Origin of the sequence: Chroococcidiopsis sp. TS-821 (assembly GCF_002939305.1) — a bacterium.
GTDB lineage: Bacteria > Cyanobacteriota > Cyanobacteriia > Cyanobacteriales > Chroococcidiopsidaceae > Chroogloeocystis.
Genome location: NZ_MVDI01000001.1, coordinates 41,381 through 68,380, shown reverse-complemented (window position 1 = coordinate 68,380; position 27,000 = coordinate 41,381). Strand labels below are relative to the sequence as shown.

Annotated in this window: 24 protein-coding genes; 12 read left to right on the top strand and 12 right to left on the bottom strand. The window is 44.4% G+C overall.

Features of this window, described 5'->3' with window-relative positions; all coding sequences use genetic code 11:
- Positions 1 to 15: 15 nt before the first annotated feature.
- Positions 16 to 1,059 carry a glycosyltransferase family 4 protein gene (locus B1A85_RS00270; protein WP_104544954.1) on the bottom strand — a complete coding sequence of 348 codons (1,044 nt, stop codon included), beginning with the start codon at positions 1,057 to 1,059 and terminating at the stop codon, positions 16 to 18.
- A 229-nt stretch (positions 1,060 to 1,288) separates the two neighbouring features.
- Positions 1,289 to 2,572, bottom strand: coding sequence for a serine hydroxymethyltransferase (gene glyA, locus B1A85_RS00265; RefSeq protein WP_104544953.1), 1,284 nt, complete (start codon positions 2,570 to 2,572; stop codon positions 1,289 to 1,291).
- A gap of 315 nt (positions 2,573 to 2,887) precedes the next feature.
- Here glyA and B1A85_RS00260 point away from each other — a divergent pair, with 315 nt between their 5' ends.
- The gene (locus tag B1A85_RS00260; RefSeq protein WP_104544952.1) at positions 2,888 to 3,085 is read left to right on the top strand and encodes a hypothetical protein; all 198 of its coding nucleotides are present in this window, start codon (positions 2,888 to 2,890) and stop codon (positions 3,083 to 3,085) included.
- Positions 3,086 to 3,179: 94 nt separating this feature from the next.
- Positions 3,180 to 3,674, top strand: coding sequence for a Tic20 family protein (locus B1A85_RS00255; protein ID WP_104544951.1), 495 nt, complete (start codon positions 3,180 to 3,182; stop codon positions 3,672 to 3,674).
- On the opposite strand, the gene B1A85_RS00250 is transcribed toward B1A85_RS00255, so the two are convergent.
- Positions 3,671 to 4,477 carry a fumarylacetoacetate hydrolase family protein gene (locus tag B1A85_RS00250; RefSeq protein WP_104544950.1) on the bottom strand — a complete coding sequence of 269 codons (807 nt, stop codon included), beginning with the start codon at positions 4,475 to 4,477 and terminating at the stop codon, positions 3,671 to 3,673. The genes B1A85_RS00255 and B1A85_RS00250 overlap by 4 nt on opposite strands.
- A gap of 283 nt (positions 4,478 to 4,760) precedes the next feature.
- On the opposite strand from B1A85_RS00250, the gene rpsF reads away from it, so the two are divergent.
- On the top strand, positions 4,761 to 5,105 hold the full coding sequence (gene rpsF / locus B1A85_RS00245; RefSeq protein ID WP_104544949.1) for a 30S ribosomal protein S6: 345 nt from the start codon (positions 4,761 to 4,763) through the stop codon (positions 5,103 to 5,105).
- A 432-nt stretch (positions 5,106 to 5,537) separates the two neighbouring features.
- Here the strand turns inward: rpsF and B1A85_RS00240 are convergent, their stop codons facing one another.
- Positions 5,538 to 5,888 (bottom strand): STAS domain-containing protein, encoded by a 351-nt coding sequence (locus tag B1A85_RS00240; protein ID WP_104544948.1) that lies wholly within the window; start codon positions 5,886 to 5,888, stop codon positions 5,538 to 5,540.
- A 622-nt stretch (positions 5,889 to 6,510) separates the two neighbouring features.
- On the opposite strand from B1A85_RS00240, the gene B1A85_RS00230 reads away from it, so the two are divergent.
- Positions 6,511 to 7,143, top strand: a complete 633-nt coding sequence (locus B1A85_RS00230) for a DedA family protein (protein ID WP_104544946.1) — start codon at positions 6,511 to 6,513, stop codon at positions 7,141 to 7,143.
- Positions 7,144 to 7,213: 70 nt separating this feature from the next.
- Here B1A85_RS00230 and B1A85_RS00225 read toward each other — a convergent pair whose 3' ends face one another.
- Positions 7,214 to 8,416 carry an argininosuccinate synthase gene (locus B1A85_RS00225; protein ID WP_104544945.1) on the bottom strand — a complete coding sequence of 401 codons (1,203 nt, stop codon included), beginning with the start codon at positions 8,414 to 8,416 and terminating at the stop codon, positions 7,214 to 7,216.
- Between the two features lie 203 nt (positions 8,417 to 8,619).
- Here B1A85_RS00225 and B1A85_RS00220 point away from each other — a divergent pair, with 203 nt between their 5' ends.
- The 6 genes from B1A85_RS00220 (at position 8,620) to B1A85_RS00195 (ending at position 15,548) form a co-directional block, all read left to right on the top strand.
- On the top strand, positions 8,620 to 9,570 hold the full coding sequence (locus B1A85_RS00220; RefSeq protein ID WP_371681604.1) for a glycosyltransferase family 2 protein: 951 nt from the start codon (positions 8,620 to 8,622) through the stop codon (positions 9,568 to 9,570).
- 116 nt (positions 9,571 to 9,686) lie between these two features.
- Positions 9,687 to 10,499: a 30S ribosomal protein S2 gene (gene rpsB / locus B1A85_RS00215; protein ID WP_104544943.1), complete on the top strand. Its 813-nt coding sequence runs from the start codon at positions 9,687 to 9,689 to the stop codon at positions 10,497 to 10,499.
- A gap of 61 nt (positions 10,500 to 10,560) precedes the next feature.
- The gene (gene tsf / locus B1A85_RS00210) at positions 10,561 to 11,220 is read left to right on the top strand and encodes a translation elongation factor Ts (protein ID WP_104544942.1); all 660 of its coding nucleotides are present in this window, start codon (positions 10,561 to 10,563) and stop codon (positions 11,218 to 11,220) included.
- Between the two features lie 144 nt (positions 11,221 to 11,364).
- Positions 11,365 to 12,213 carry a hypothetical protein gene (locus tag B1A85_RS00205; RefSeq protein ID WP_104544941.1) on the top strand — a complete coding sequence of 283 codons (849 nt, stop codon included), beginning with the start codon at positions 11,365 to 11,367 and terminating at the stop codon, positions 12,211 to 12,213.
- Positions 12,214 to 12,391: 178 nt separating this feature from the next.
- On the top strand, positions 12,392 to 14,893 hold the full coding sequence (recG, locus tag B1A85_RS00200; protein WP_104544940.1) for an ATP-dependent DNA helicase RecG: 2,502 nt from the start codon (positions 12,392 to 12,394) through the stop codon (positions 14,891 to 14,893).
- Between the two features lie 238 nt (positions 14,894 to 15,131).
- Positions 15,132 to 15,548, top strand: coding sequence for a hypothetical protein (locus B1A85_RS00195; RefSeq protein WP_146087120.1), 417 nt, complete (start codon positions 15,132 to 15,134; stop codon positions 15,546 to 15,548).
- 86 nt (positions 15,549 to 15,634) lie between these two features.
- Here the strand turns inward: B1A85_RS00195 and argB are convergent, their stop codons facing one another.
- Both argB and B1A85_RS00185 read right to left on the bottom strand, forming a co-directional pair.
- On the bottom strand, positions 15,635 to 16,528 hold the full coding sequence (gene argB, locus B1A85_RS00190) for an acetylglutamate kinase (protein WP_104544938.1): 894 nt from the start codon (positions 16,526 to 16,528) through the stop codon (positions 15,635 to 15,637).
- A 92-nt stretch (positions 16,529 to 16,620) separates the two neighbouring features.
- On the bottom strand, positions 16,621 to 17,196 hold the full coding sequence (locus tag B1A85_RS00185; protein WP_104544937.1) for a shikimate kinase: 576 nt from the start codon (positions 17,194 to 17,196) through the stop codon (positions 16,621 to 16,623).
- 1,195 nt (positions 17,197 to 18,391) lie between these two features.
- On the opposite strand from B1A85_RS00185, the gene B1A85_RS00180 reads away from it, so the two are divergent.
- Positions 18,392 to 18,604 carry a hypothetical protein gene (locus B1A85_RS00180; RefSeq protein WP_104546250.1) on the top strand — a complete coding sequence of 71 codons (213 nt, stop codon included), beginning with the start codon at positions 18,392 to 18,394 and terminating at the stop codon, positions 18,602 to 18,604.
- Between the two features lie 107 nt (positions 18,605 to 18,711).
- Here B1A85_RS00180 and B1A85_RS00175 read toward each other — a convergent pair whose 3' ends face one another.
- The 3 genes from B1A85_RS00175 to B1A85_RS00165 all read right to left on the bottom strand — a co-directional run bounded on the left by B1A85_RS00175 (position 18,712) and on the right by B1A85_RS00165 (position 22,655).
- A complete protein-coding gene (locus B1A85_RS00175; RefSeq protein WP_104544936.1) occupies positions 18,712 to 19,407 on the bottom strand; it encodes a LapA family protein in 696 nt (231 codons plus the stop codon).
- A gap of 223 nt (positions 19,408 to 19,630) precedes the next feature.
- Positions 19,631 to 20,272 carry a flavin prenyltransferase UbiX gene (locus B1A85_RS00170; RefSeq protein WP_371681626.1) on the bottom strand — a complete coding sequence of 214 codons (642 nt, stop codon included), beginning with the start codon at positions 20,270 to 20,272 and terminating at the stop codon, positions 19,631 to 19,633.
- A complete protein-coding gene (locus B1A85_RS00165; protein WP_104544935.1) occupies positions 20,262 to 22,655 on the bottom strand; it encodes a ribonuclease R family protein in 2,394 nt (797 codons plus the stop codon). Before B1A85_RS00165 ends, B1A85_RS00170 begins: the two co-directional genes overlap by 11 nt.
- Positions 22,656 to 23,312: 657 nt before the next feature.
- Here B1A85_RS00165 and B1A85_RS00160 point away from each other — a divergent pair.
- Positions 23,313 to 24,125 carry a hypothetical protein gene (locus B1A85_RS00160; protein WP_104544934.1) on the top strand — a complete coding sequence of 271 codons (813 nt, stop codon included), beginning with the start codon at positions 23,313 to 23,315 and terminating at the stop codon, positions 24,123 to 24,125.
- A 1-nt stretch (position 24,126) separates the two neighbouring features.
- On the opposite strand, the gene clpP is transcribed toward B1A85_RS00160, so the two are convergent.
- Together clpP and B1A85_RS00150 are read right to left on the bottom strand one after the other, a co-directional pair.
- Positions 24,127 to 24,753: an ATP-dependent Clp endopeptidase proteolytic subunit ClpP gene (gene clpP / locus B1A85_RS00155; RefSeq protein ID WP_256387432.1), complete on the bottom strand. Its 627-nt coding sequence runs from the start codon at positions 24,751 to 24,753 to the stop codon at positions 24,127 to 24,129.
- Between the two features lie 121 nt (positions 24,754 to 24,874).
- Positions 24,875 to 26,941: a thioredoxin domain-containing protein gene (locus B1A85_RS00150; RefSeq protein ID WP_104544932.1), complete on the bottom strand. Its 2,067-nt coding sequence runs from the start codon at positions 26,939 to 26,941 to the stop codon at positions 24,875 to 24,877.
- Positions 26,942 to 27,000 lie beyond the last annotated feature (59 nt).

Below are 27,000 nucleotides of genomic sequence, written 5' to 3'. Positions count from 1 at the left end.
ACCTACAGTTTTTGCTCACGAGCGAGCGTGCTTCCAAACTTGCCAGCTGGTGTAACTCAAAAGCGAGGTTCCCGCACAAGCATAAGCAATCCCACTTGGTATTCCTGCGAAAGCAAGTGCCAACGTCCCCACCCATAACGTTAACGAGTAAATGAATAAAACAGTAAATCGATGCGATAGCCCAGCGCGTAAGAGTCGGTGATGCAAATGGCGTTTATCTGCGCTAAAAGGCGATTTTCCTTGGCAAAGGCGTGCCAGAATAACTGCAGACATATCAACTATTGGCACTGCCAAAATCAAGTAAGGTAGCAACACCGCTGTTACCGCCGCAGTTTTGACGAGTCCAATTGTACCGACACCAGCCAAGGTGAAGCCGATAAAATAAGCTCCGCCATCTCCCATGAAGATTTGAGCAGGATTAAAGTTGTAACGAAGAAACCCTAAAGTACCACCAGCTAGTGCCGCCGCAATCAAAGCTGCTGCTGGTTGTTGCATCGAGAGGGCGACAAATAGCATCACAGTGGCAGCAATTCCTGAAACTCCAGCTGCTAAGCCATCAAGACCATCAATCCAGTTGATCGCATTTGCCATTCCTACTAACCAGATGACTGTAAAGGGCAAACTTAGCCAGCCCAGTTGAATGAGTCCGACAAAAGGAATACTTAAAAAATCAATATGTACTCCCATCTGCCAAACAATACCGGCAACGATAACTTGGATAAAAAGGCGCAAGAAGGGAGATAGACTAAACAAGTCATCGGCTAAACCAATCAGAAAAAAGGCGATTCCGCCGAGCGTGACACCCCACACTTCCCACTCTTTCGTCGATGGTAAGATGCCAAAGCCACCAAGCGACCAAACTATTAATAAAGCCACGATTGTCCCCGTGAAAATCGCAACTCCTCCGAGGCGTACCATCGGGCGTTGATGCACTTTCCGCTCGTTGGGTCGATCGACTCGTCCGCTTTTGATGCCAATGGTTTTAACGATGGGAGTTGTCCAGAGGACGACGCAGGCAGCGACAAAAAAGGCAATCAGATGGTATAGCTGAATAGGCATCGGTAGTTACTCAGTCACTAAAGCAACGTCTCAGCCAAAGTTTACCCGCATTTGCACAATTTGTATCTATATTCAACACGCAAAAAGTCAAAAAGGGGTGAGGGGTGAGTGGCTAGTGACTAGTGGTAGTGTAGGAGGGCAGGAGAGATTTAATGGCGATTTTCCTCCTGTGCAACCAGCCCCCTACCCAACTACCTCTACTTTGCTACTTCCTCTAACTGATCCTTAATTAAGCTAGCGCTGGTACTGGAATATTCAGATGTGGATACAACGGGAAGCGATCGCATAAATCTGCGACGCGTTGGCGACAAGCTTGGGCGATGCTTTCATCTTCTGGACGAAGTAAGCGATCGGCGATAATGTTGCCAATTTCGGTAAACTCCGCAGTTCCCATACCACGTGTTGTCATCGCTGGCGATCCAAGGCGCAAACCACTCGTCACAAAGGGTGATTCGGGATCGAACGGAACGGTATTTTTATTCGCAGTAATATTTACACCACTTACTAGCTGATCTGCTTGCTTACCTGTCATGCCAATGCTGCGCAAATCAACAAGCATTAAGTGATTATCGGTACCCCCAGAAACAATCTTAAAGCCTCTTGCTTGCAGCTGCGTTGCCAAAGCACGGGCATTTTCAATCACTTGAGCGCTGTAAGTTTTAAACTCTGGTTTGAGGGCTTCGCCAAAGGCAACAGCTTTCCCTGCAATGACGTGTTCTAAAGGACCTCCTTGACTACCAGGAAACACTGATTTATCTAACTTTTTGCCTAATTCGGCATCGCGGGTAAGAATCAACCCACCGCGAGGTCCTCGCAGCGTTTTGTGTGTCGTAGTTGTTACAACATCACAGTAAGGAATCGGGCTAGGATGTAAACCGCTGGCAACTAAGCCAGCAATATGCGCAATATCAGCTAGCAAGTAAGCTCCGATTTCATCGGCAATACTTCTAAATTTCTCGAAGTCAATAATTCGCGGGTATGCCGAGTAGCCACAGATTAACAACTTAGGACGGTGCTGACGCGCTAACTCGCGGATTTGGTCGTAATCGAGTTGTTCGGTTTGTTGACTAACACCGTAATGGCAAACTTTAAACCACTTACCAGAGACATTAACGGGTGAACCATGCGTTAAATGCCCGCCATGAGATAAATCCATTCCCATGATCGTGTCTCCAGGTTCGAGCAGCGTTAGAAATACTGCAAAATTAGCTTGTGCTCCCGAATGCGGTTGCACATTGGCATGTGCTGCACCAAAAAGCTGCTTGGCGCGGTCGATGGCAAGTTGTTCAACGCCATCGATATACTCGCAACCACCGTAGTAACGTTTCCCTGGCAAGCCTTCGGCGTATTTGTTGGTGAGTACAGAGCCTTGCGCGGCTAAAACTGCTGCGGAAGTAAAGTTTTCGCTAGCAATTAACTCTAGATGGTCGCGTTGGCGCTGAAGTTCTGAGTTAATTAACTCGGCAACAGCGGGATCGGTTTGGGCGAGAAAGTCTAAGTTATTACGAGTCACTTGCTGATATCCCTACAAATAATTGAGAACAGTTGTTATGCCATCATCAATAGATTTTGCTAGCTAATTTTAGCGTCGATTGCACTGACACGGTTTTTTCACGCGCGATCGCGTTTTCTGCCTTTTAGGCTCGACGACTGTACGCTGCCGCCTAGTCGCAGTTAGTATATTAAGCTGTGTATGCATTCTTACAGTATTTCTAGTTACTTAGCATAAAATAGAATTAAGTAAATGCTACGCTGCCGATCGACGGCAGTGTCTGCGTTTGCCGCCTAGCTGCGGTTAATTGGGGGTTTTGTTATTAGGAGGCAGTGGATGTTAGTGGTTTTGATAGAAGATCAAATCCTTGCCCCGCATCAGGTGTGTCAAAGCTGTTTGCTGGCAGATCAAAGCGGTCAACCCCGTTGGCGTCAAGGTCAACTTCGCTGCGGTCAAGCATTGCATAAGATAGCAGCAAGCCAACCAGAGCAGTATCAATGTATGATGGGCTTTCGGATTGCCAACATTGAATAATAACCTGTCAACATTGATATGAGTAGTTCCAAGAGAACAATAGACCTGCGCTATCCTGTAGCTTAGTGACAGCAAAAAAATTAGGAGGAAAAGAATGGCTTGGCGCGGGTCAACGACAGTTTGGGACAGAATTTTTGCAAGCCTTGCTTATTTGTTACCGCTAGTTGATGTTGTGGGGCTGCTACTGCGTGTAGGAATACAAAATACGATTTTTGGTGAATTTCCGGCGCTCAGGATCGTTTTAGTGCCTTTGTTACCTCTAGTACAAATTTATTTTGGGATACCATTTGTCGGACTCATTATTTTCTTTGTTTTATTCTTACTTGTGGTGAGAAATGAACGGGTGAGCCACTTTATCCGCTTTAACACGATGCAGGCAATTTTAATTACAATTGCGTTATTTTTGTGCGGTATTCTCGTGCAGATATTGGCACCGATTCCAGGCACGACGTTTGCGATCGCCACAATCGCCAACACGATTTTCCTCGGCGTATTTATTGCCGCTGCTTACGCGGTAATTCAGTCTTTGCTTGGTCGTTATGCTGAAATTCCGGCAATCTCGGACGCAGTCTATATGCAAGTCCGCTAAGTTTTCTCATACGGTTGTACCACAGTGTATTCTCTAGAGATCACGGTGTTTTCCAATCGACCAATTCCCTCAATTTCGACGACAACAAAATCTCCTAAGTGTAATGGTCCTACACCGACTGGTGTTCCTGTGAGGATAACATCACCAGGCAGAAGGGTCATAATTTGACTGATGTAGGACACCAAAACATCTGGGGGAAACACCATCTGATCGACACTTGCCGATTGTACAGGTGCTTGTTCTTCATTGATAAATGTCTGTAACCGCGCCCCAGGACTGAGTTCTCGGACGATCCAAGGACCCAAGGGGCAAAACGTATCAAATCCTTTGGCACGCGTCCATTGACCGTCGCGTTGTTGGAGATCGCGCGCTGTCACGTCATTCGCAATTGTGTAGCCCCAGATTTTGTTTTGCGCTTGCGCGGGCGTACAGCCAAAAGTGCGATCGCCGATAATCAACGCTAATTCACCTTCATAATCTACCCGCTGTGCTTGCGCCGGATAAATGATTTCACCACCAGTGGGAATAATTGCAGTTGACGGTTTCAGAAATAATAACGGCTCTCTAGGTACATCTGTCCCCATTTCAGCCGCGTGATCGGCATAGTTTTTCCCAACTGCAACAATTTTAGAGGGGGCACACGGAGCTAAAATTTGGTAGCGGTCTGGTTCTAAATGTAAATCCGTGGGCTGACCTTGCAACCACGGTGGAGCATCAAGAACCTGAACGCTTTGGCTAGGTTTGAGCAACCCATAGTAAATCCGTCCCTCTTGATTTTGAACTCGGACGTAGCGCTGCGCCATAAAGTGCTGTTAATCTAGGTTTTGAGCTTAACTGCTGCCAAGGATAGGCGGCGATCGGTCGATCGCACTTCAGCATACACTGCATCTGTCGATCAACTTTGTAAGATATCATCTCATCTATGATTAACTTCGTTTTTTTTGCTAGCTGCGATTGCAAGATCAAAACTTAAAGTTATAGCATAGGTTATTAACTTTGCTAAAATTGTAATTCCTTGCTGCTATGGTTGTAGCTCGCAAGCTTACAAGCCCATGCAGCCGCTTTGTCCATAAGGAAGCTAATCACATGACAAATAATTACGAAACGATGTATATTTTGCGCCCCGATCTGACAGAAGAGCAGGTCGAACAAGCGGTTACAAGATACCAAAATCTGCTCCAAGAGCAAGGAGCAACGCAAGTTGAAATTCAAAATCGGGGCAAACGTCGCCTGGCGTACGAAATCGCTAAGCACCGTGAAGGTATTTACATTCAAATGAACTATCAAGCCCCTGGAACGGTTATTGCCCAACTTGAACGTGCAATGCGCTTGAGTGATGAAGTGATTCGTTACCTAACTATTAAGCAAGAAACTCCAGAAATCCAAGAGTCCCAAGCCTCCTCGCCTGAAGAAGCCGCAGCCATGAGTTGACAGGGGTACCTACAACAACATCATTATTCCCGCTGCTTAAACTACACAAAGAGGTAGAAAGCTAAAAGCGGGATTTTGTCTTAATGCTCCTCATAAGGTATAAAAAATCTTTATGTCAACAGCCGATGCTTAGCATAAAATATTGAGACGCGCGATCGCCAAGAACTTCTATTTCTTAGTTGTGAAATAATTTGGTGCGACAAACTAGTAAAAAAGTTTACGCGTTCGATTGAGAGCGGACTGTGCAGTTATCATTAACTGCCAGCGTTCTTATTGTACAGTACTAGCAAGTTGATTAAGTTAACGTCCTCTCCTGCTATAAAACTAGCCGTACTGTAAGTGGTCAGCGTTACTGATATCTTTGGTTACATTTACTTGAATGACTACTGCGTGTAGAGCAAAATTCTCAACATCTATAAGTACATCAAGCAATTAAGCAGCCAAAGCGGGAGTTTTAGTTAAATTCAAAACGGCATTGTAGTCTTCACAAATTTCAAACACTGAATCCAGCTGAGTAAGCTCTAAAATGAGTTTGACAGGTTCTGGCAAATGACATAGTATTAACCGACAACTGCTTTCACGTGCTGCTTTCAATCCTGTTATCAAAGCAACTAAACCCGCACTATCCATAAAATCAACTTGCGATAAGTTGATTACCCACAGTAAATTGCGCTGTCCCATCAAACGCGTAAATTGAGCTTCTAATTGCTTACTTCCATCACAATCCAATCGTCCTTGGGGATGAAGTACAATCACGCGACCATTTTTGTGTGTAATACTCATATACTTTGTTGTTACTTGATTAAGAAGTTAATAGCAGAATTCAAAAAAATAAAAAATTTCATCCTCGGAAAAAGCAACTTGTAAAAATACCCACACCGATGGGCTTCTTTATACGGATGCAGTCTTCAGATGAAACTAATGCTTGCGCCTATTTGTATAGAAGCAACGAATGGTTTTTAGCTAAACGATATGAAATGAAGTATGCCACTGAAAATACTAAACAAATTGTTATTTTTGTAACATTACTTCAACTACTGTTCTACTATCAGAAGTATTGGTTAATAGTTATCATCAATAGCTCGCACCTTTTAACTGAAACAATTCTACAGACATAGGTTTTAATCACCCTACTATAAACACTGGTACAAAATGATTTCAGTAGTTTTGAGGAGCTTTACGGAATCTTTATGAGGTAGCGGTACTTTTTTAAAGTTTTTGTGAAGTCGTTGCGGGATAAAAAGTATTCAAGGACAATACTAAGGACTGTGCCTTCTCCTCACTCTTTACGAGCAACTCAATAAAAGTTAAACTTTGCTGCTGTTAGTGCGAATTACTTTATTGACACCCCATGTAAAACCGCGTCAAGATGGAGAGAGTGTAAAACTTTGTAAAGGCTGCAGGAATGTCTCTGGAGTTTGTATCACTGGAGAAGATTCAGGAGTTCGCGCATCATTACGGCTACTGGGCAATATTTATTGGGATCTTGTTAGAAAACTTAGGGATTCCGATTCCAGGAGAGACCGTAACGTTAATTGGAGGTTTTCTAGCTGGTAGCAAGGAACTGAACTATTGGTTTGTACTTGGTAGTGCCATCTTTGGTGCGGTTCTTGGTGGCATTTTTGGGTATTGGATTGGCAGAACCACTGGTTGGGAATTTATTCTGCGCGTTGCTGGCTTTTTTCGCATCCCCGCAGTGCGGTTAGAAGAACTGAAAGACAAATTCAGTCAAAATGCAGCCCAAGCGGTCTTTTTTGGTCGATTTATTGCTTTATTGCGCATTTTTTCAGGGTTGTTAGCTGGAATAGCTGGTATGTCTTTTGCTCAGTTTTTCGTCTACAACTTAGCGGGAGCAGCTGTATGGGCATCAGTAATGGTGACTTTAGCTTTCTTTGTTGGACAGATTGTGTCTTTAGAACAATTAGTTTCTTGGGTTGGTGAATTTGCGATTTTCGCTTTAGTTATTGCGATCGCTTGGATTGTTGTTCCTATATGGTGGGAATCGCGCCAAGTCAAGAAAATTGCTAGCGAGGATTAACTAAAGAGTTGGGGATCGGGGGTCGGAGAGCGGGGAGGACAGATCGCTCCTCACCCCTAACCTCTCACCTCTAGCCTCGCACTTGTTTTGACCAAATTCGAGTTGGCAGTCCCCAAACGTAAATAAAACCTTCTGCGGCTTTGTGATCGAATTGATCGTCAGCGCCGTAAGTTGCTAAATCTGGCGTATAGAGAGAATTATCCGACCAGCGTCCCACAATTGTTGCGTTTCCTTTAAAGAATTTAACGCGTACAGTACCTGATACGCGCTCTTGAGTTTTTTGCACAAACGCATCAAGCGCGCTTTTCAGCGGACTGTACCACAACCCGTTATAAATCATTTGGCTGTAAGTTTCTTCAATACCGCGCTTGTAGTGCGTCACATCTGCCGTGAGTGTGAGACTTTCTAAATCGCGGTGCGCTTGAATTAAAACTAATAATGCTGGTGTTTCGTAGATTTCCCGTGATTTGATTCCAACTAAACGATTTTCTATCATGTCAATGCGCCCAACACCGTGATTACCTGCGATTTGGTTGAGTTGAGCAATAAGTTTTACAGGTGCGATCGCTTCTCCATTGAGTTGGGTAGGAATACCTTGCTCAAAGCTGATTTCAACATACTCTGGCGTATCAGGAGTATCAGCGATCGCCTTTGTCATCAAATAAATTTCTTCGAGGGGTTCGGTGCGGGGATCTTCTAGGGGTCCCGCTTCAATGCTGCGACCGAGTAAGTTACGGTCGATACTATAAGGCGAAGATTTTTTGACGGGCGCAGGAATACCAAAACGCTCTCCATATGCGATCGTTTCCTCACGACTCATTCCCCATTCACGCGCTGGAGCAAGCACTTTTAAATTTGGATTGAGTGCAGCAATAGAGACATCAAAGCGGACTTGATCGTTACCTTTACCCGTGCAACCATGCGCGACGGCGTCTGCACCGTACTTTTCTGCGGCTTCTACCAATAGCTTCGCGATCAAGGGACGCGCTAAAGCTGTCGAAAGCGGATAGCGATTTTCATACAAGGCATTTGCCTGAATTGCCGGAAAAGCATAATCTTTGACAAAGCTTTCTTGCGCATCAACAACGAGTGATTCACTAGCTCCTGATTGCAGTGCTTTTTGTTTAATTGGCTCTAATTCATCTCCCTGTCCTAAATCTGCGGCTAAAGTAATCACTTCGGCAACGCCCCATTCATGTTTAAGATAGGGAATGCAGACGGAAGTATCTACTCCACCAGAGTATGCCAGGACAACTTTATTAGCACGACCCATTGATTCCTCGATTTGGCAAAACAACGAGTGATTATTATCTAACTAATTTATGCGCATTCTTGTCAGCCATGGCACAGATTTATTTGTTATTCCGTCATAAGCCGTAGTGGTTATGGATTGATAATCTGCTACAAGTCCAGCTAATCGCCAATTGCTAACAGCCAATCGTATGATGACTTTTGTAGGTGGTGCTAGGGGGGAGCGTGTTTTTTAGTGTTGTGATTCCAACTTACAATCGTCAGCCAATCTTAGCGAAGTGCTTAAAAGCTCTCGAACGCCAGAATTTAGCTACTGATACCGCCATTGAGGGTTATGAAGTTGTTGTCGTCGACGATGGTTCGACAGACGGCACGTTAGAGTGGTTGCAAGACAATGCTGCAAAGTTTCCGCACGTGCGATCGCTTTTACAAGACCACCAAGGACCAGCAGCCGCGCGTAATTTAGGCGTAGAACACGCGCAAGGCGATACGATTATTTTTATTGATAGCGACCTCGTAGTTACAGAAAATTTTCTGCAAGCGCACGCTGACGGACTACAACAAGGACAAAAAACCTATGGTAGCGATCGTATCTTTACCTATGGTCTTGTAATTAACACGTGCAATTTTGCCGATCCTACGGCAGAACCATACAAAATTACTGACTTTTCCGCAGCTTATTTTGCAACGGGAAATGTTGCGATCGCGCGTCACTGGTTAGAAAAAGCAGGGTTATTTGATACGCGATTTCAACTCTATGGCTGGGAAGATTTGGAATTAGGAGTCCGCTTGAAACAATTAGGCTTAAAACTAATTAAATGCCCTGCTGCTGTTGGTTATCACTGGCATCCTCCATTTAACCTTAAGCAGATTCCCAACTTAATCGAAAAGGAAATTCAACGCGGGCGCATGGGCGTGTTGTTTTATCAAAAACATCCGATTTGGGAAGTGCGGATGATGATTCAAATGACGTGGTTGCACCGTCTGCTTTGGGGATTACTTTCACTGGGTGGTCATCTTAACGAACGTAGCTTAGCTCCACTACTTCAGTGGTTGATTGACCAAGGTAAACCGCAATTAGCGCTGGAAATTGCGCGGATTTTTTTAAATTGGTACAACGTTCAAGGAGTTTATTCGGCTTACGCTCAAATGCAGTCTGCTTCCCGTGCCAAGTAGTGCTTTTGATGTGATATGCTAGTAGAGTTGACCAAAATCACACATCCAGTTTTTTCGGGTGTTTCTGGTAAAGAAATACACCTGGATGGAGGATTAACCCGAAATTAGGAGAAAATATGCCAGTTGTCTCATTGGCGCAAATGATGGAGGCAGGAGTTCACTTTGGACATCAAACCCGGCGGTGGAATCCAAAGATGGCTCCCTATATCTATACTTCCCGTAACGGAGTACACATCATTGACTTGGTGCAAACGGCTCAGTTAATGGATGAAGCGTACCAATATACGCGCACTGCGGCTGAACAGGGTAAAAAGTTTCTGTTCGTTGGTACAAAGCGACAAGCAGCAGGAATCATCGCGCAAGAAGCAACGCGCTGTGGTTCGTATTACGTCAACCAAAGATGGTTAGGCGGAATGCTAACGAATTGGGCAACAATCAAAACGCGCGCAGAGCGGTTAAAAGAATTAGAGCGCCGTGAAGAAAGCGGAGCGCTAGATTTGTTACCTAAAAAAGAAGCTTCGGTACTGCGCCGCGAGATGGCAAAGCTACAGAAGTATTTGGGCGGAATCAAAACGATGCGCAAAATCCCTGACGTGGTTATCATTGTAGACCAGCGTCGGGAATATAACGCCGTGCAAGAATGTCAAAAACTAGGAATTCAAATTGTATCAATGTTAGATACAAACTGCGATCCTGATGTTGTCGATGTTCCGATTCCAGCCAACGATGACGCAATTCGTTCAATCAAGCTGATTGTTGGTAAGTTAGCAGACGCAATATATGAAGGGCGTCACGGTCAGCTAGACGTAGAAGAGGAATACGACTACGAAGGTGCGGAGGAAGACCTCGATTACGACGAAAGCGAAGCTGAATACACTGACTCGCTGTTACCAGATGAGGAAGAATCAGCCGACGACGAAGAAGAATAAAATAGCTGTCGGGAATGTGACCCAAAAGCTTGAATTTAGTTAAGTAGGAAATTGAGGCAAGATGGCGGAAATATCTGCACAAGTCGTCAAAGAGCTACGCGAAAGAACCGGCGCTGGCATGATGGATTGCAAAAAAGCGCTGAAAGAAAATAATGGTGATATGGACAAAGCCATTGAATGGCTGCGGCAAAAAGGTATCACCTCTGCTGATAAAAAAGCTGGACGCGTAGCAGCAGAAGGACTCGTAGGAAGCTACATCCACACTGGCGGTAGAGTTGGTGTGTTAGTAGAAGTTAACTGCGAAACAGACTTCGTGGCTCGTCGTGAAGAATTTCAAACGCTGGTGCGGAATATCGCCATGCAGATTGCGGCTTGCCCGAATGTTGAGTATGTCAAAGTAGAAGACATCCCAGCTGATATCGTCCAGAAAGAAAAAGAAATCGAAATGGGGCGAGACGATCTGGCGAAAAAGCCAGATAACATCAAAGAGAAGATCGTTCAAGGTCGAATTGAAAAACGCTTGAAAGAAATGACTTTGATGGATCAACCCTATATTCGCGACCAAAACATTTCGGTGGAAGATTTAGTGAAACAGGCGATCGCGCAATTAGGAGAAAATATCCAAGTGCGTCGTTTTGTCCGCTTTGTCTTGGGCGAAGGTATCGAAAAGCAAGAAAGCAACTTTGCCGAAGAAGTTGCTGCGCAAATGGGTAGTAAGTAGAATAGGGGTCAGGGTTTAGAGGTTAGAGGTCAGGTTGAAGTGCAAAGTTTCTGGTGGTTAGTTTTGAGTTGATTTTTCTAATTCAAAACTTAGCACTCAAAACTTCCCCTCACTCCTCGCCCCTCACCCCTTGTTTTTGAGGTAATGGCAACAATCGAACAAATCAAACGGGAGATTGCAGCTTTAGAACAAGCGTGTCGAGTTCTCGCGGAAGAGCTTCACGCGGCTTACAATAGTTACTTTACAGCCCTAGCGCAAGCTGTACAACAGCAAGCAATTTTGGCAACTTATCACTTGTGTACGCAGGGTTACCCAGAAGCTTTTTTGCGTTTATCTTTTAATCAGCGGCAACAATTGCAGCAAGATGTACGTAAGGTTATACAAGCAGCTACTGAGCAGTTATTGACCATAGCGCAGGTTGAAGAGAAAGAAAACGTAGCAGAAGAAATTAAAGAAGAGACTCACCTAGAAGCCACTGAAGCGGCGTTATTGGAATCAGTTAGTCCGCAAACCTCAAGTCCTAGCACAGTACTCAGACAGCCTGCAAATCCAGTTGCGCTTGTTAAGTGGCAGCAAAATATAGAGCAGGCGATCGCGCTGCAACTCAAAACAATTTCGCGGGAAATTAACTATCTACTTCAGCAATCAAAGATTTTACCAGAAAATCTTCCACTTCCATTACTCGATGCAGCGTTAAACGCTCCCGATCTTCCAGCAGAAGCGACGGCAGGACCGCCGAACTTATTAAACTTATTAGTAGAAGCAGAAGGCAACAGCGATCGCGACGAATCTAGCGTGACAACGCTTGTTGCAATTTATCTACGGCTAGGCGAGATTGAGTTTGCGGATGCAACAGTCAGAGTTAAGCGCAATCAGATTCGCCAGCTAGAGACCCGAAGTCGTGCTTTATTAAAAGAGTATTACAAAAAACAACGCGAGCAAGCCGTTGCTGAAGCTGAAGCCGCGTGGCGGGCAAGCTGGTTTGAAGATTAGTAGTACGTACTATAAAGTTATAAAGGGGATTAGGCGATTCCGGCGCAGCCAATTACTTATAGTAATAGAAGTAAATTTAAAACACCATTAAAGTTTTGAGTTTTAAATTTACTTTTTATCTCAACACATTCAACATCAAGAACTTATAATCCGACCTCTGATCCCTGACCCCTGCAATATGACAGAATCACTAGATTTAGGGCGATTGCAAAAAGCTTTGGCAGTAGAAGCCGAACGCGGCTTTGCTGATTTAGTAGGCAAGCAATATCGCTTTAGTGAGTTTCTCTGTCTCAGTTTTGGTAAGCCTCCAGTGACTTTGCCTTTGGAAGAGCGTCGGCGATGGCAAGAAATTGCAGCACAATTTGCCAAATATCCCGAATTGCCACTAGAAGAACGACAACACCTAGTTGCTGAAGCACGAAGATGTATCTATCATACACAACGATATCAGCGCGGGGAAAATGTCGCAACCGAGTCAACTCAAAAAGAGCGATCGCTATACTCAACAAAAACAAAACTCCCGCCGACAACACCTGTAACGCGATCGCTACCAACAGAAGCCGCAATCCACATCGCACCAAGTTTAGAGCAGCCACTCAAAAGCTTACCCGAAGTAGGAGTAAGAAGAGGTAGTTACTTAGCAAGACTTGGTTTGTATACAGTACGCGACATTTTATTTTATTATCCCCGCGACCACATCGATTACGCGCGACAAGTCAACATCAAAGAACTGCAAGCAGGTGAAACAGTCACGATACTAGGCGCAGTCAAGCGCTGTACTTGCTTTAATAGCCCGCGAAACCCTAAATTAACGATCTTAGAACTTGTTTTAAAAGATAGCACTGGTCAAATTCGGATTAGTCGTTTTTTTGCAGGGGCGCGATATAGTCATCGCGGTTGGCAAGAACAGCAAAAACGCCGCTACCCTGTGGGTGCAGTCGTAGCTGCTTCTGGGCTAGTTAAAGAAAGCAAATACGGTTTAACCTTAGAAGATCCTGAAATCGAAGTTTTAGCACATCCAGGAGATACCATCGATTCGTTAACAATCGGTCGAGTCGTACCAGTTTATGCTTTAACGGAAGGCGTAGGTGCAGATATGGTACGCAAAGCGGTGACTGCGGCTTTACCTGCGTGCGTCCATCTTAAAGATCCACTACCCTTTCGCCTGCGCGATAAGTATGGTTTGATGGAATTAAAAGCAGCGATCGCCAATATTCACTTTCCCGCAGATAGTACATCGTTAGAAGTTGCACGGCGTCGCTTAGTTTTTGATGAATTTTTCTACTTACAACTTGGTTTACTCCAACGCCAGCACAAAGCACGGCAAATTCAAAATGGTGCTGTTTTAACGCGTACAGGGCAACTTATTGATAGTTTTTATCAACTTCTCCCTTTTCAACTCACTAACGCTCAATTACGAGTCATTAACGATATCCTCGATGATTTACAAAAACCAGTACCGATGAATCGCTTGGTACAAGGTGATGTGGGGTCAGGGAAAACTGTTGTTGCTGTTGTCGCCATCCTAGCGGCGATTCAATCAGGCTATCAAGCAGCGTTAATGGCTCCTACCGAAGTACTCGCAGAACAACACTATCGCAAGTTAGTCAGTTGGTTTAATTTATTACATTTACCTGTAGAACTGTTGACAGGTTCAACAAAAACTGCTAAGCGCCGCCAAATTCACGCGCAACTCGAAACCGGCGAATTACCGCTTTTAGTTGGTACTCATGCGTTGATTCAAGAAAAAGTCAACTTTCAGCGCTTAGGTTTAGTGGTCATTGACGAACAACATCGCTTTGGTGTGGGACAGCGGGCGCAGTTACAGCAAAAAGGCGAATCACCCCACGTCTTGACAATGACCGCAACTCCCATTCCCCGTACCCTCGCGCTGACACTGCATGGCGATTTAGACGTGAGTCAAATTGACGAACTTCCACCAGGAAGACAACAAATTCAAACAACAGTTTTATCAGCAAAAGAGCGCACTCACGCTTATGATTTAATTAACCGCGAGATTGCGCAAGGGCGCCAAGCTTATATTGTTTTACCTTTAGTAGAAGAATCGGAAAAACTCGATGTACGCGCTGCGGTAGAAGAACATCAACGACTACAAGGAAGCATTTTTCCGCAATATCAAGTAGGCTTACTTCATGGTCGGATGAGTTCAGCGGATAAAGACGCCGCTATCAATCAATTTCGTGACAATCAAACACAAATTTTAGTTTCAACAACTGTCATTGAAGTAGGAGTTGATGTACCCAATGCAACAGTAATGATGATTGAAAATGCTGAACGTTTTGGTTTATCACAACTGCATCAATTACGCGGGCGTGTTGGTCGGGGTGCAGCAAAATCTTACTGTATTTTGATGAGTAATTCTAAAGCAGAGACTGCAATATCTCGCTTAAAAGTGTTAGAACAATCGCAGGACGGCTTTTTTATCTCAGAGATGGATATGCGTTTTCGCGGTCCTGGAGAGGTTTTAGGAACGCGACAATCAGGTTTACCAGATTTTACTTTAGCAAGTCTTGTAGAAGATCAAGAAGTTTTAGAATTAGCAAGAGCAGCTGCAGAGAAAGTCATCGAAATTGATGCGACTTTAGAACGCTGGCGTTTGATGAAAGCTGAATTGGAATATCGCTATCAAAAATTAATGGGTGGCGCTATTTTGACGTAGTTTATATAGGCTAATGGGCGTTCGGACGCATGATTTGCAGTGGTAATAGGTAACAGGTAATAAATATTCTTGCTAATGACCAATTACTAGTTACCAGTCTTGATGATATGTTATTTTTGCTTACTTATTTATATCTCTCGTTAGTAAAACCGATAGAATTGTAACAGAGGTATATAGTTAAACATTGCTACAAGTTGGCTATACCTAAAACTTAGTGACACTTACTGGCAATAAACTTATGATTCATCAAAAAACATTGAGGGCAGGTAGTGCCATAACATCTATATTGTTTGGTGCAGCGTTAATGACACTACCACCAACACCAGTTGCGGCGCAGTCAGTATTTATTGGTCAAGGGGTGCCTTCTTACAGTGTTAGTCAACCGCAGAATGTCAGTTCCTTCATCTATGGTAGCCCGATTCCAACTCCTATGCCTGTAGATCCTGTCACTGGAATTTCTGTGCGTCGTGCGCCAATAAATTCTTGGAGTTCTACGCCGACAAGGAGAAGTGGTACAGTAGTTAACTCTACGTTGATCAATCCTGTTTTAGTAAATCCCCAAATTCAAGATTCAACGTTAATTAATCCAGTCATTCTCAATTCAGGATATCGGCGTTTCAACCGAGTACCATCAGGCGTTATTATTTTCCCTTAAAGGCAGAGTAGGAAAATTGTAAATGATATTTGCATGTTGAGTTGAAACAAGTCTTTATAATTCACAACTCAAAACTAATTCTTCGTTTACCCCATAAACTCTGACGCGACAATCATTGAACCAATACCACTGTCGGTAAAGATTTCTAGTAGCAAAGCGTGGGGAATTCGACCATCAATGATATGCGCAGCATGGACGCCTTGCGCAAGCGATCGCACGCAACAATTCACTTTTGGAATCATCCCACCGCTAACAACACCTTGCGCAATAAGTTGTCGCGCTTGTTGAATATCTAACTTGTGCAGTAGGCTCGAAGGATCTTTGTAATCTTTCAAAATTCCTGGTGTATCGGTCAGCAAAATTAACTTTTCTGCACCTAATGCAGCAGCAAGCTCGCCTGCAACAGTATCAGCATTAATATTGTAAGCTTGACCTGTTTCATCGGCTGCAACGCTTGACACAACGGGAATGTAGCCATTTTTAACTAACGCCTCCAAAATATTCACGTCCATGTTAGTGACTTCTCCGACAAAGCCAATTCCTTCTTGACCTTGGGGACGTGCTTTAATCAAATTACCGTCTTTACCGCACAATCCCACCGCCGAACCACCAGCACGGTTGATTAGGGAAACAATTTCTTTATTGACGCGACCAACCAACACCATTTCCACGACATCCATTGTCGCTGCATCGGTGACGCGCAAGCCATTTCTAAATTGCGGCTCAATTCCTAACTTATCTAGCCAGCTATTAATTTCTGGTCCACCACCGTGAACAACAACGGGTCTTAGTCCTACATAAGATAAAAATACAATATCGCGAATAACTTTATTTTTAAGTGAACTATCTTTCATTGCTGCACCACCGTATTTAACGACAACAGTTCTTCCGGCAAACTGTTGAATATAAGGTAGTGCTTCGCTCAGCACTCGGACGCGGGTAGCTTCGGTTTCTCCAATGTATTCGCTATCGTTAAACATGAGTAGCTTTTATAAAGCAAAAAGTATGCACAGCAGTTTAAAAGAATTTGTGTCTCGCAACAATCTCAATTGCAACAATTTGAAATCTAAAATTATGGTTGTGGCATTGTGCGGGGCGGTTTCAAAACTTGCGGAATCTCTTGTAGTATCCTTGTAGCAAGTTGTTCTGGTGTTTCTTCAGAAGTCACGATAACTCGGAGATCGGCTTGTGAATAAAGCGGCTGTCGCTGTTGCAAGATAGTTTCTAACTGCGATCGCAAGTCACCTGTACCTTGAAGTAAAGGTCGAGTTTCATCAGCACTTAAGCGGGTGTAGAGTAATTCTGTTGGCGCATCCAGCCAGACAATTAAACCGTGGTGCAAATAACTCCAATTTTCGCGTTGCAGAACAATACCACCACCTGTCGCGATCGCTAAATGCGTATATGCACAAACTTTGGCTAACACTTGAGTTTCTATTTGCCTAAATGCTGCTTCTCCACTCGTTGCAAACACTTGACTAATCGATTGCTGCGTGACTTGGGTAATAATTTCATCCGTATCAACAAATCTATAGCCAAGCTTATTTGCTAAGGCACGTCCTACGGTTGTTTTACCCGTACCCATCATGCCAATCAAGTATAAGTTGACGCCCTTCAATACACTGCTTTGCCTATTTGATTTGTTCACAATACTATTGTTCAGTCACTTACTAAAAATAACACTAAAACTGTAATATAATTTTTTTTCTTTTTTCTATGCTCTCTATGGTTTGTTACTTAGCCAACTGCGCTATAGAAATATCTTGGTAATTTCTCTGACCTTGATAAATGCGATCGCTTAATTATTTAGCGTTTTAAGGCACAAAACCCTTTCGGTGCGCGGGTTATAGTAGTTACTAGCGTTGCCTCATTGCCAACCAGCGATCGCTTCCCAGAGTTCTAATATTGAAGCGTCGAAGACAAGAGCGGATTGTAAGTTTGATGTTGTATAGACTTTCACTACTAGCAAATGAATCTTGAATTACAGTTGTAGCAATTTCAACAAATAGAGGGTTAGCAGGGTAGCAATCAACTAGAAAATGACATTCAGTTCTTTAACCGCTTTTATCCAGCGGACGCTGTTCCACCGAAGCTCAACAAAGCGCCCACTGTTCACTTCTCCTCAATCTCGTTTGGGTATTGTGACGATAGATAGTACCTAGTTGCGTAGAGACCTAAGTTATCGATATCCAGCTTTTTCTCGCAGTTGAGCTACACGACTCGAATTTTGGATTTTAACGAAGTCCCTAATTTGAAGATTCGACGTTGCTGTGATGTACTTAAAGATTGATAGATGAATTCTCCCCTTGCTGCTACTACGTTTTTGATAAAAAATGCTGAGAATTTCTGCCTAATTATAACAGCAAAGTAATCATCTAAACAAAGATTTGTCTATAGCAGTTCGGTAGCTTTCCTTTGTTAAACCTCAATCCGAGTACAGTTGCTCTCAATTTCAGAGTTTTTCCGCCGTTGTAAATTTTGACACTACTTGCTTTGTTTTCAAGAGTAGTTTTTCATTAACTCTTAATTTCTATTGCTAGATAATAACAGTGTGTTTTATTTTTATAAATGCTAAAAAGCGCTACTACAATGATTTACATAACGATGGCAAGGTGATAGATTACAGATAACTAACTTCTCATTGACTTAATTGATATTGAAACTTTCTTAAGTGTTGTACGTCACAACGATAGTAAAGCTTACCGTACTGTCAAAATATCAACCTTTGATGACTCAAGCTGTCAACGCTACTATGCCTAAATTGAATAGCAATGAATGACTTGGATTCGTCACTAGCTTGTAGGTAGTTCTACCCTTCAGATATTATGGATGAGGTTAATCGTATGGCTTTAATTCGCGAACTAGTGCAAAAAACGCTGAAAACAGGGTATTTAACGATTGAAACAGAGGAACAACTGCGACAATTACTCACAACCCGCTACGACTTAGAGGATCTTAATGCTTTTATGGCATTGCAAGAAGCTGCAATGGCTGGTAAGGTTAAGCAAGAATCGCGCGAGCGGTTCGGGTACGCGGCAATTGAACAATGTACCTAGGGCGATCGCCTAAGTAATGTTAAAAAAATTTTGCTTACTTAAAGAAAATTAAAAGTCTCTAGGATCGCGATGGCGATTTGACGAGTTTCATTATTAACAGACAAGCTTTATCGTAGAGGCGAATTACTGTCATCTTCGTCATCGAACTCGTCATCCTCAAATCCCCAATCTTCGTCATCCTCATCAGTTGTATTACGACTGCCATAAGGTGGTGTAATAACGCGATAGTCAGCGTCGTAAATTGACTCAGTTTTACCAACACTGGTATTGCGTGGTTCGCTAGAACTGTAGGAGTATACAGAACTTGATGGATTAGTTTTAGAAGAATCAGGACTGAATTCGTAGGTTTTAGAGTCATTGATTGTTGATTCTGGACGAAAGTTCCCTGGCGGTGTTGGGTTTTCTTCAAAGTCCCAATCTTCATCTTTGGTATTATCGCTACTCCAATCATCAATTGGATCGCTTGTTGTCGATGCCGCTGCTGATGAATAAGTAGCACTTGCTGCTGTTGTATATTCTTGCTTGACAGTGCGTTGATTTGGACGTGGTGGAGTGCGATCGCCAATGCTGCGGCGTTTAACTTGACTTTGGGCAAAATAGTTTGACATTTTGAATAATCCCGCGATAAGTAACGCGGAAAGCGCCCCAGCAGCAATGCTGAGCAAAATCCAAACAGCTAATGGTAGCGCTAGCGATCGCCCGCCCAAAAAGACAAGTGGTAGGACGGGGGACCAGTTTTGCAACAGTAACAAACTTAGTCCTCCCAGCACCACCAGCAACAGAAGTAGTCGCAAAACAGGCATAGTTTTGGCGTGTTTAAGGGGTCAGGGGTCAGAGGTCAGGAATGCTACCTGAACTTAGAGCAGCAAATAGATGCGTATCTGAGGTTTCCATCATTAAACAAACTTTACAAGACAATGATTTTAAGCCTCGATGATGTTTTAATTATATTGACGATTAGCCATACCATTCTATTTTCACCTCAGAAGATCGACTTTCTCCTCCGAGCTTCGACCCTGACCCTTCTCAATCACGTCCTTGCCATCGTTGAATCGGAATACAATCAATGTTGAGTTGATCCAACGCACGCGCGACGACAAAATCGACTAAATCTTCAATTGTCTGTGGTTTATGATACCAAGCTGGAATCGCTGGCACAATTCTGGCACCAGCCTCAGCAAGTGCTGTTAAGTTTCGTAAGTGAATCAAACTGAAAGGCGTTTCACGCGGCACAAGGACTAACTTGCGTCCTTCTTTTAATTGCACGTCAGAGGCTCGTTCTAGCAAGTCTGAACTTAGACCCGCTGCAAGTTTGGCGACAGTACTCATACTACAAGGGATCACTACCATACCGAGAGTACGAAACGAGCCGCTGGCAATACTAGCTCCCACATTGCCCCAATGGTGACAGTGGAGTTTTCCTTGCGTTTCTACACCAGCTTGCTGTCGCCAGAATTGCTCTTGCTGTAAAGTTTCCACAGGCATTCGGATATTTTGCTCGGCTTGCCAAACCATGTATGTTGATTTAGAAGCCACAAGTTCGACGGTGTATTCAGCTGCCAAGAGAAACTTGAGCGCGCGAACGGCATAAATTAATCCAGACGCTCCAGAAACTCCTAAGATCAGGGGTGAGTGGTTAGACACAAGATTATTGGGGTTACTCCTCATCATCAAGGTAAAAATCTGAATCGGAATTGAGATCCTCCGTATCAGAATTAAACTCGTCGTCGTTATCTTCTAGTAAACTCTCATCTGGAAGCAAATCGCCTTCAACATCACCATTGACATCACCATTGACTGTGACTAAATCAATCTGTTGACGGTAGTAATCGACATTTTTCACTTGTACAGCGACGCGATCGCCTAAGCGATAAGCAGTACGGCTTTTGCGACCAAACAGCGCTTGTTGCCGTGCGCGATACTCATACCAGTCATCTTTGAGCGAACTTACGTGAACTAAACCTTCGACGCGCAGTTGTTTACCGCTAGCATCTGGAACGGTAATTTCGACAAAAAAGCCGTAGGATTGCACCCCGGTGATCAGCCCTTGAAAAACTTCTCCCGTACGCTGTTTCATTAACTGTGCTTTTTGTAGCCCGGCGAGATCGGCTTCGGCTTCTTGCACTTCTTTTTCGCGCTCGTTGAGCTGCACGACAAGTCGAGCGAGTTCGGTTTCTAACTCTTGCTGAATGTCTGGCGGTAAGACATTCCAAGTAATATTACCGTGCGCTGAACTATGGCGCAGGTTTACCCGTTCTTTCGCGCGAGTCGTGCGGCGATCGCGTCCTTGCTCGAACAATAAATGTAACACGCGCTGTAGCAGTAAATCAGCATACCGCCATAAAGGAGAATTGCCCCGCGCGTAAACAGGAAGTGCTAAACCAAAATGCGGTTGGGGTGTAACACTGTAAACACTTTGCTTGAGCGTAGCTTGCAAAAGATACGTGAGGACTTGCTCTGATGGGACTTGCGCAAACTGCTCGGTAAACGCTTGAAAGTCCGCCGGTGAAATTGTATCTTCTTGTTCAAGTTGCAATTCTACGCCTAAGTTGCTTGCTAACTTGATCGTCTCCTGCACGTCTTCTGCATCCGGAGCTGGTTGACTGCGATAAATTGCGGGAACTTCTAGGATTTGTAGGTGTTGCGCGATCGCTTGATTTCCTAACAGCAGTAGCTCGGTTAACAACGATTTGACTGGTGAATTTTCGGCTTTGACAACTCCGAGCATTCCCTCATCGTAGTGCGGATAATCGTCTTGAGGTAGTTTGAGTTCAAAGCTACCGCGCTGGTGTCTTTGAGTTTGGGCTGCTTGACTAATTGCCAATAGCTGGTGGATCAATTCCACAATATTCGTTGGTAACTCATCTGCCGTCTGGCTAGTTTCTTGTTGACCGTTCAATGCTGTTTGCTGTGCGTTGATAATTGCTTGTACTTGTTGTTCGCTGAGCTGTTGGTCGACCGCAATCACCGTAGGTTGAATCTCGTACTCGACGATTTGTCCTGTATTCGAGTCGAGAGTGAGCAGTACAGATATCGCTAAGCGATCGCTACCTGCTACGAGCGAACACCGTTGTTGGACAGCTTCGGGAAACAGTGGTAGTACGGTATCGCGCAAGTAAACGCTGCTACCCCGCTTGAGGGCTTCTTTATCTAACGGGGACTCTGGCAGGATGTAATGCGCGACATCGGTTGTATGAATCCCTAGGCGCCACCTACCTTCAGAAGTTTTTTCTAATGTCAGCGCATTTTCGATACACCCGGCATCAGCGCGCTCTTGAGTTTCGATGACAATTGTAAGTAGCGATCGCAGATCGAGCCTCTGTTTAATCTCTGTCTTGACGATCTGACTTGGCAAGTTCGCAGCTGCAGCGAGTACGCTTTCGCTAAACCCGCGTGGTAAATCGTGCTTACAGCAAACCAAGTCAATATCCGCAGCTGCTTCTGCACTACCGCCGAGAACTTGTACTACCCTACCGAGTGGCGGTGACTGTCCTAACGGATAGCGTAAAATTTCGACATGAATCAAGTGTTCGATTGCTTCTGCCAAGTTGAGTTCGCTAGGTACTAAGTCAATTTCAAATAATAATCGGTCATCTAAAGGCACTGCGCGAAAGCCTTTTTCAGTTTGCTTTAGCCGCGCGAGTAAGCTGTGATTTGCCCGTTCTAGAATTAAGCGTACTTCCCCTTCAGGGCTGCGACGGCGGCTACCTTCTTTTGTGAGTCGTACTAAAACGCGATCGCCATTCCACGCTGTACTCAGATGACTTTCGCGGATGTAAATATCTTCTGCACCTTCTTCGTCTTGAATCGCAAAGCAAAATCCTTTGCTCGAACAGCGGAGTTTCGCTTCGATAACGCCTTCTTCGGGTATCCGGCGATACTTGCCGCGTTCTTTAGCTAAGATGCCAATTTTTTCGAGGACTTCCAAGGCAATATGTAACTTTGTTAGACACGTTTCTTCGAGACAATCTAATTTTTTCTCTAGTACCTTGGCTGCGACTAATTTATCATCATGAAAATTCGCAAGTAGTGTAGCGATTGAAAATTCCATTGAAAAAACCGACCTTTGGTCAAAAAATTATTTGTGTTGTCTTTGGTGTCATGTATTTTTGCCTACATAACTGTAGTAGCATTCAGGGAACTCAAGAACAAACTACAGTCGTTCTATCTTAAATTGATAAATACAGTGTCCTTACCACCTTCAGCCCAATTGCCTGTGTGGTTTTACAATTCCTCTTAATGAGGAACTGCAGGTACAGTCGCGACTTAAAGTAGGTATTTCACGTGTTGGATGCTACAACAATGTACTTGTTATTCGCATCCGCAATACCTACAGAGAACCGATCGACAGATAGCAAGCAACCCTAACTGCAACGTGAGTTGGCGGTACTTGATTAGAGACAAGTCACTGTTCGTTAGGCTGTAATTACGAATTTAGTGAGACTACCACTGAAAATCATTACCTTATTTGTAGAATTGGTAACGCGAACTTCAGCAGTAAGCGGACACCAAGCGAGTGAACCCTACTATATTTTAAATAAGAAGCGTACTTAGGCAAAGGGTTTTTCGCGCGATCGCCCAAATACAATAGTAAATAGGGTAATGCTTGCAAGCAGTGGACGCGGGTAAAAAAGTTAATTGAATCCGTTTCACTGCATGAATTTACCTGCAATTCAATCCTACCTCAAGCAGTAGGTTAATTATCGTTATGTTGGCACAATTATTTTTTGCTCGCTATCCAACGGGCAATCTTTTATCCGAGTTAATCGAAATTCACCAAGGGAAATTTGTCGTACGAGTAGCCGCGCACGTCGATGGCATAACCAAAGTTACAGGCATGGCAGCAGCCGAAACCATTGAACTTGCGGAAGATCGAGCCCGCGAGCGCGCGTTGCGAGTGTTGATGTTACCTGCGGCGGCGGATACCACCCCCTCTCAACAATCTGAAGCGATATTATCCAATTTATCACCTGCACCACAATCAGGATCGGCAACAGTTAATTCTGAAGGCGATCGCGTCGCTTTAAACCCGCCTGCAAAAGTGACGAACTCCGAGTTAAACCTCGACATAAATTCAGACAGCGACAATCAACATCGCTGGAATAATGTGACACCGCTTAATCGCTCGCAAAGCCAAGAGTTTCAGCTAGAAACCGCAGCCGATATGATAATGGGCGGTTCGCCGATAGATTTATCAGACGCGCTGCTCAAAATTGATGTTTTGCTCAAGCGGTTAGGTTGGAGTGCTGAGCACGAAAGCGAGTATTTAGAACGAACGTATAAAAAGCGATCGCGCCAATTTTTAACCGAAACCGAAGTTGTCGAATTCCAAGACTATTTAGAATTGCTGGCGAAAACGGGAGATGAGATGAAGCGTCTCAAATGGAGCATGCAAAAAGGAAGAGATTATCTCCTCCAAACCTACAATAAACGAAAACGGACTTCGCTCACGCATCAAGAACTGCTGGAATTCCTGCAATATTTGGAATCCCAGCCTTCTCCACAAGACGATCTCACCTAAACTAGCTTAAAACTGCTACAGGGCGATTTCCAACAGCGCTACGGTTAATGACTTGATCGATTAATCCGTAGTCTTTAGCTTCGTCTGGAGACATAAAAAAGTCGCGTTCTGTATCCTGCTCGATTCGTTCGATTGGTTGTCCGGTATGGGCAGCTAAATACTCGTTGAGACGCCGCTTGTGATACAAAATTTCTCTAGCTTGAATTTCGATATCTGTTGCTTGTCCTTGCGCGCCTCCTAATGGCTGGTGAATCATAATCCGAGCATTTGGCAAACTCATTCGCTTACCTTTAGCTCCAGCACTCAGCAGGAACGCGCCCATACTCGCCGCGAGTCCTGTACAAATCGTACAAACATCAGGGCGAATGTGGTTCATTGTATCAAAAATTCCCATTCCTGCTGTCACCGAACCTCCAGGAGAGTTGATGTACAGGTAGATATCTTTTTCAGAGTCCTCAGCATCGAGAAATAAAAGTTGGGCAACGATTAAGTTTGCCAAGTTGGAATCGATTTGCTGTCCTAAAAAAATAATCCGCTCGCGCAACAATCGAGAGTAAATATCGAAAGCACGTTCGCCGCGACCTGATTGTTCAATAACAATAGGAATCATTCTAGATTTGCTCGTGATCTTAGCTTTTCTTAATTTTATCGAGAAGATGAATGAGTTAGGGTATGAGGTGCGCGGGAGAAAATTTTTCTAAGAGTGCTTCCCGGCGCAGCTACTAGTACGAGTTAAGGCACGACCTTACCTATAAACTCCGCACTTGACTTTGCTCGACTTGCTCAAATAACTCAGCTGCAGTACGGGCAGGGGAAAGACAAGTTAAGCCCTGACAAACTAAGCCGACTGCTGATGCAGGTAAATCAGTTGCTACATTGAGAACACTTGCGGGTAAGTACTTGGTGAGAGCAATTTCTAACGTCGTTGGCGTTGTCCGCAATAGCGTGCAGTTACGATACCAGTCTAAAGCGGTAAACAAACTTGGGCAAGCTTGAGGCGCAGAATCCATGGCGCTAGTAAAAGCTTGTAACGCTTGTTCGGCTCGGTCGAGATAACTCAGCTTTTCGGTAAGGAGGGCTAGCCGTACTAAATTGGCGATCGCGACTCCATTGGCTGCGGGAGTTGCGTTATCTGCATAACCTCGTTCGCGGACGATGAGATCGCGACTGGCATCACTTGCAGTGTTGTAGTATCCGCCTAACTCGCTACTCCACAAGTATTCATCAAATTCTGCTTGCAGGGCGATCGCTTGTTCTAACCAAAATTGTTGCGCATTTGCGTCTTGTGGCATCACTTGATGCAAATCTAACAACGCTTTGATAAACAAAGCATAATCTTCTGACTGCGCAATGACACTCGTTTGACCTTCATAGTTGAGCCGATGAAAGCGTCCATTTTCGCGCTGGCGATTCAAAATAAAACGTGCTGCTGCTAGTGCAATGTCTAAGTACTCGGATTTTTTGAAGACAGCATGCGCCCGTGCTAGCCCAGAAATCATCAAACTATTCCAAGCTACTATCATTTTGGTGTCGGTAACTGGGGGAATCCGTCCTGACCAATTTTGTGTTTTTGCTTCTTGGTTATTTCTAGCAGGTGGAAAGGCGTCTAACGATTCGGGTGTGGTACCGTAGCGAACAGCAAATAGCTTTGACAAGGCTTGTTCTACAAGGTCACTTAACCGACCTGAGTGTTGCCGCTGCAAGACATTTTGCCCTTCAAAATTGCCCTGTGGGGTAATGGTAAATTGTTGCTCGAGTGCCGATAATTCATCTGATGAGAGAATTTGCTGCAAATCGCGGTAACTCCAGACATAGAAAGCGCCTTCTTCTGGCTCAGCTGCGTTGGGGTTGGTAAAACTATCAGCATCTTGGGCAGCATAGAAGTAACCTTCAGGCGCTGTCATTTCGCGTTTGAGCCATTGAACTGTGAAAGCGATCGCGCGTTCGATTGCTGGTTCTTGGACGCCACGACTCCACAAATTCGCGAGATACTCAACGATTTGACCGTTGTCGTAAAGCATCTTTTCAAAATGCGGCACAGTCCACGTCGGGTCAACGGTATAGCGATGAAATCCTCCCGCGACATGATCGTAAATACCGCCTAATGCTAAATCTAAGCCTCGCTGCTGACACACTTGCGGAATATCGTAGCGCCAAGTGGAGGTGTTAAACCGAGTGCCGCGTAGCGCTAAGTCAGCATAAGGAATCATGGGAAATTGCGTACCGTAATCGTGCGGTGTAATCACACCAGCGTTGGTTTCAATTCCCTTTTTGAGTAGGTCTTCGCCCGCCTGCTGCGTTTTAGGTAATACCGCACTTTGCTGAATTGCTTCTAAAATTGCGGCTTTACGCGCGAGTAAGTCTTGCTTTTCGGTGTCGTAGTAGCGGCGTATCGCTTGTAAGACTTGTAAAAATCCTGGACGTCCGTAGCGTGGTTCAACCGGGAAATAAGTCCCGCCGTAAAATGGGACGAGATCGTCAGGCGCAATAAAAACGTTCAAAGGCCAGCCGCCTTGACCTACCATCATCTGCAACGCTTGCATATAGATACTATCGAGGTCGGGGCGTTCTTCGCGGTCTACCTTGATCGGGAGAAAGTAAGCATTCATATATTCGGCGATCGCTGGGTCTGAAAATGCTTCTCCTTCCATGACCGTACACCAGTGGCAACTCGAATAGCCAATCGAGAGAAATATCGGTTTATTTTGTGCTTTTGCTGTTGCCAAGGCTTCATCACACCAAGTCCACCAATCAATTGGATTTTCTGCGTGTTTGCGCAAGTAAAGGCTTTGAGCTTGGGCAAGGCGGTTAGACATAGCGAGCTACCATATTTGCTACCTACTGCTTAGTCTAGCGGACAACATTAAAGGAGTTG

Excerpts from the sequence above, each read along its gene's own strand:
- B1A85_RS00270 (WP_104544954.1), bottom strand. The coding sequence starts at position 1,059 with ATGCCTATTCAGCTATACCATCTGATTGCCTTTTTTGTCGCTGCCTGC.
- B1A85_RS00260 (WP_104544952.1), top strand. The coding sequence starts at position 2,888 with ATGTTAGTGGTTTTGATAGAAGATCAAATCCTTGCCCCGCATCAGGTG.
- B1A85_RS00255 (WP_104544951.1), top strand. The coding sequence starts at position 3,180 with ATGGCTTGGCGCGGGTCAACGACAGTTTGGGACAGAATTTTTGCAAGC.
- B1A85_RS00250 (WP_104544950.1), bottom strand. The coding sequence starts at position 4,477 with ATGGCGCAGCGCTACGTCCGAGTTCAAAATCAAGAGGGACGGATTTAC.
- rpsF (WP_104544949.1), top strand. The coding sequence starts at position 4,761 with ATGACAAATAATTACGAAACGATGTATATTTTGCGCCCCGATCTGACA.
- B1A85_RS00240 (WP_104544948.1), bottom strand. The coding sequence starts at position 5,888 with ATGAGTATTACACACAAAAATGGTCGCGTGATTGTACTTCATCCCCAA.
- B1A85_RS00230 (WP_104544946.1), top strand. The coding sequence starts at position 6,511 with ATGTCTCTGGAGTTTGTATCACTGGAGAAGATTCAGGAGTTCGCGCAT.
- B1A85_RS00225 (WP_104544945.1), bottom strand. The coding sequence starts at position 8,416 with ATGGGTCGTGCTAATAAAGTTGTCCTGGCATACTCTGGTGGAGTAGAT.
- rpsB (WP_104544943.1), top strand. The coding sequence starts at position 9,687 with ATGCCAGTTGTCTCATTGGCGCAAATGATGGAGGCAGGAGTTCACTTT.
- tsf (WP_104544942.1), top strand. The coding sequence starts at position 10,561 with ATGGCGGAAATATCTGCACAAGTCGTCAAAGAGCTACGCGAAAGAACC.
- B1A85_RS00205 (WP_104544941.1), top strand. The coding sequence starts at position 11,365 with ATGGCAACAATCGAACAAATCAAACGGGAGATTGCAGCTTTAGAACAA.
- recG (WP_104544940.1), top strand. The coding sequence starts at position 12,392 with ATGACAGAATCACTAGATTTAGGGCGATTGCAAAAAGCTTTGGCAGTA.
- B1A85_RS00195 (WP_146087120.1), top strand. The coding sequence starts at position 15,132 with ATGATTCATCAAAAAACATTGAGGGCAGGTAGTGCCATAACATCTATA.
- argB (WP_104544938.1), bottom strand. The coding sequence starts at position 16,528 with ATGTTTAACGATAGCGAATACATTGGAGAAACCGAAGCTACCCGCGTC.
- B1A85_RS00180 (WP_104546250.1), top strand. The coding sequence starts at position 18,392 with ATGGCTTTAATTCGCGAACTAGTGCAAAAAACGCTGAAAACAGGGTAT.
- B1A85_RS00175 (WP_104544936.1), bottom strand. The coding sequence starts at position 19,407 with ATGCCTGTTTTGCGACTACTTCTGTTGCTGGTGGTGCTGGGAGGACTA.
- B1A85_RS00170 (WP_371681626.1), bottom strand. The coding sequence starts at position 20,272 with ATGAGGAGTAACCCCAATAATCTTGTGTCTAACCACTCACCCCTGATC.
- B1A85_RS00165 (WP_104544935.1), bottom strand. The coding sequence starts at position 22,655 with ATGGAATTTTCAATCGCTACACTACTTGCGAATTTTCATGATGATAAA.
- B1A85_RS00160 (WP_104544934.1), top strand. The coding sequence starts at position 23,313 with ATGTTGGCACAATTATTTTTTGCTCGCTATCCAACGGGCAATCTTTTA.
- B1A85_RS00150 (WP_104544932.1), bottom strand. The coding sequence starts at position 26,941 with ATGTCTAACCGCCTTGCCCAAGCTCAAAGCCTTTACTTGCGCAAACAC.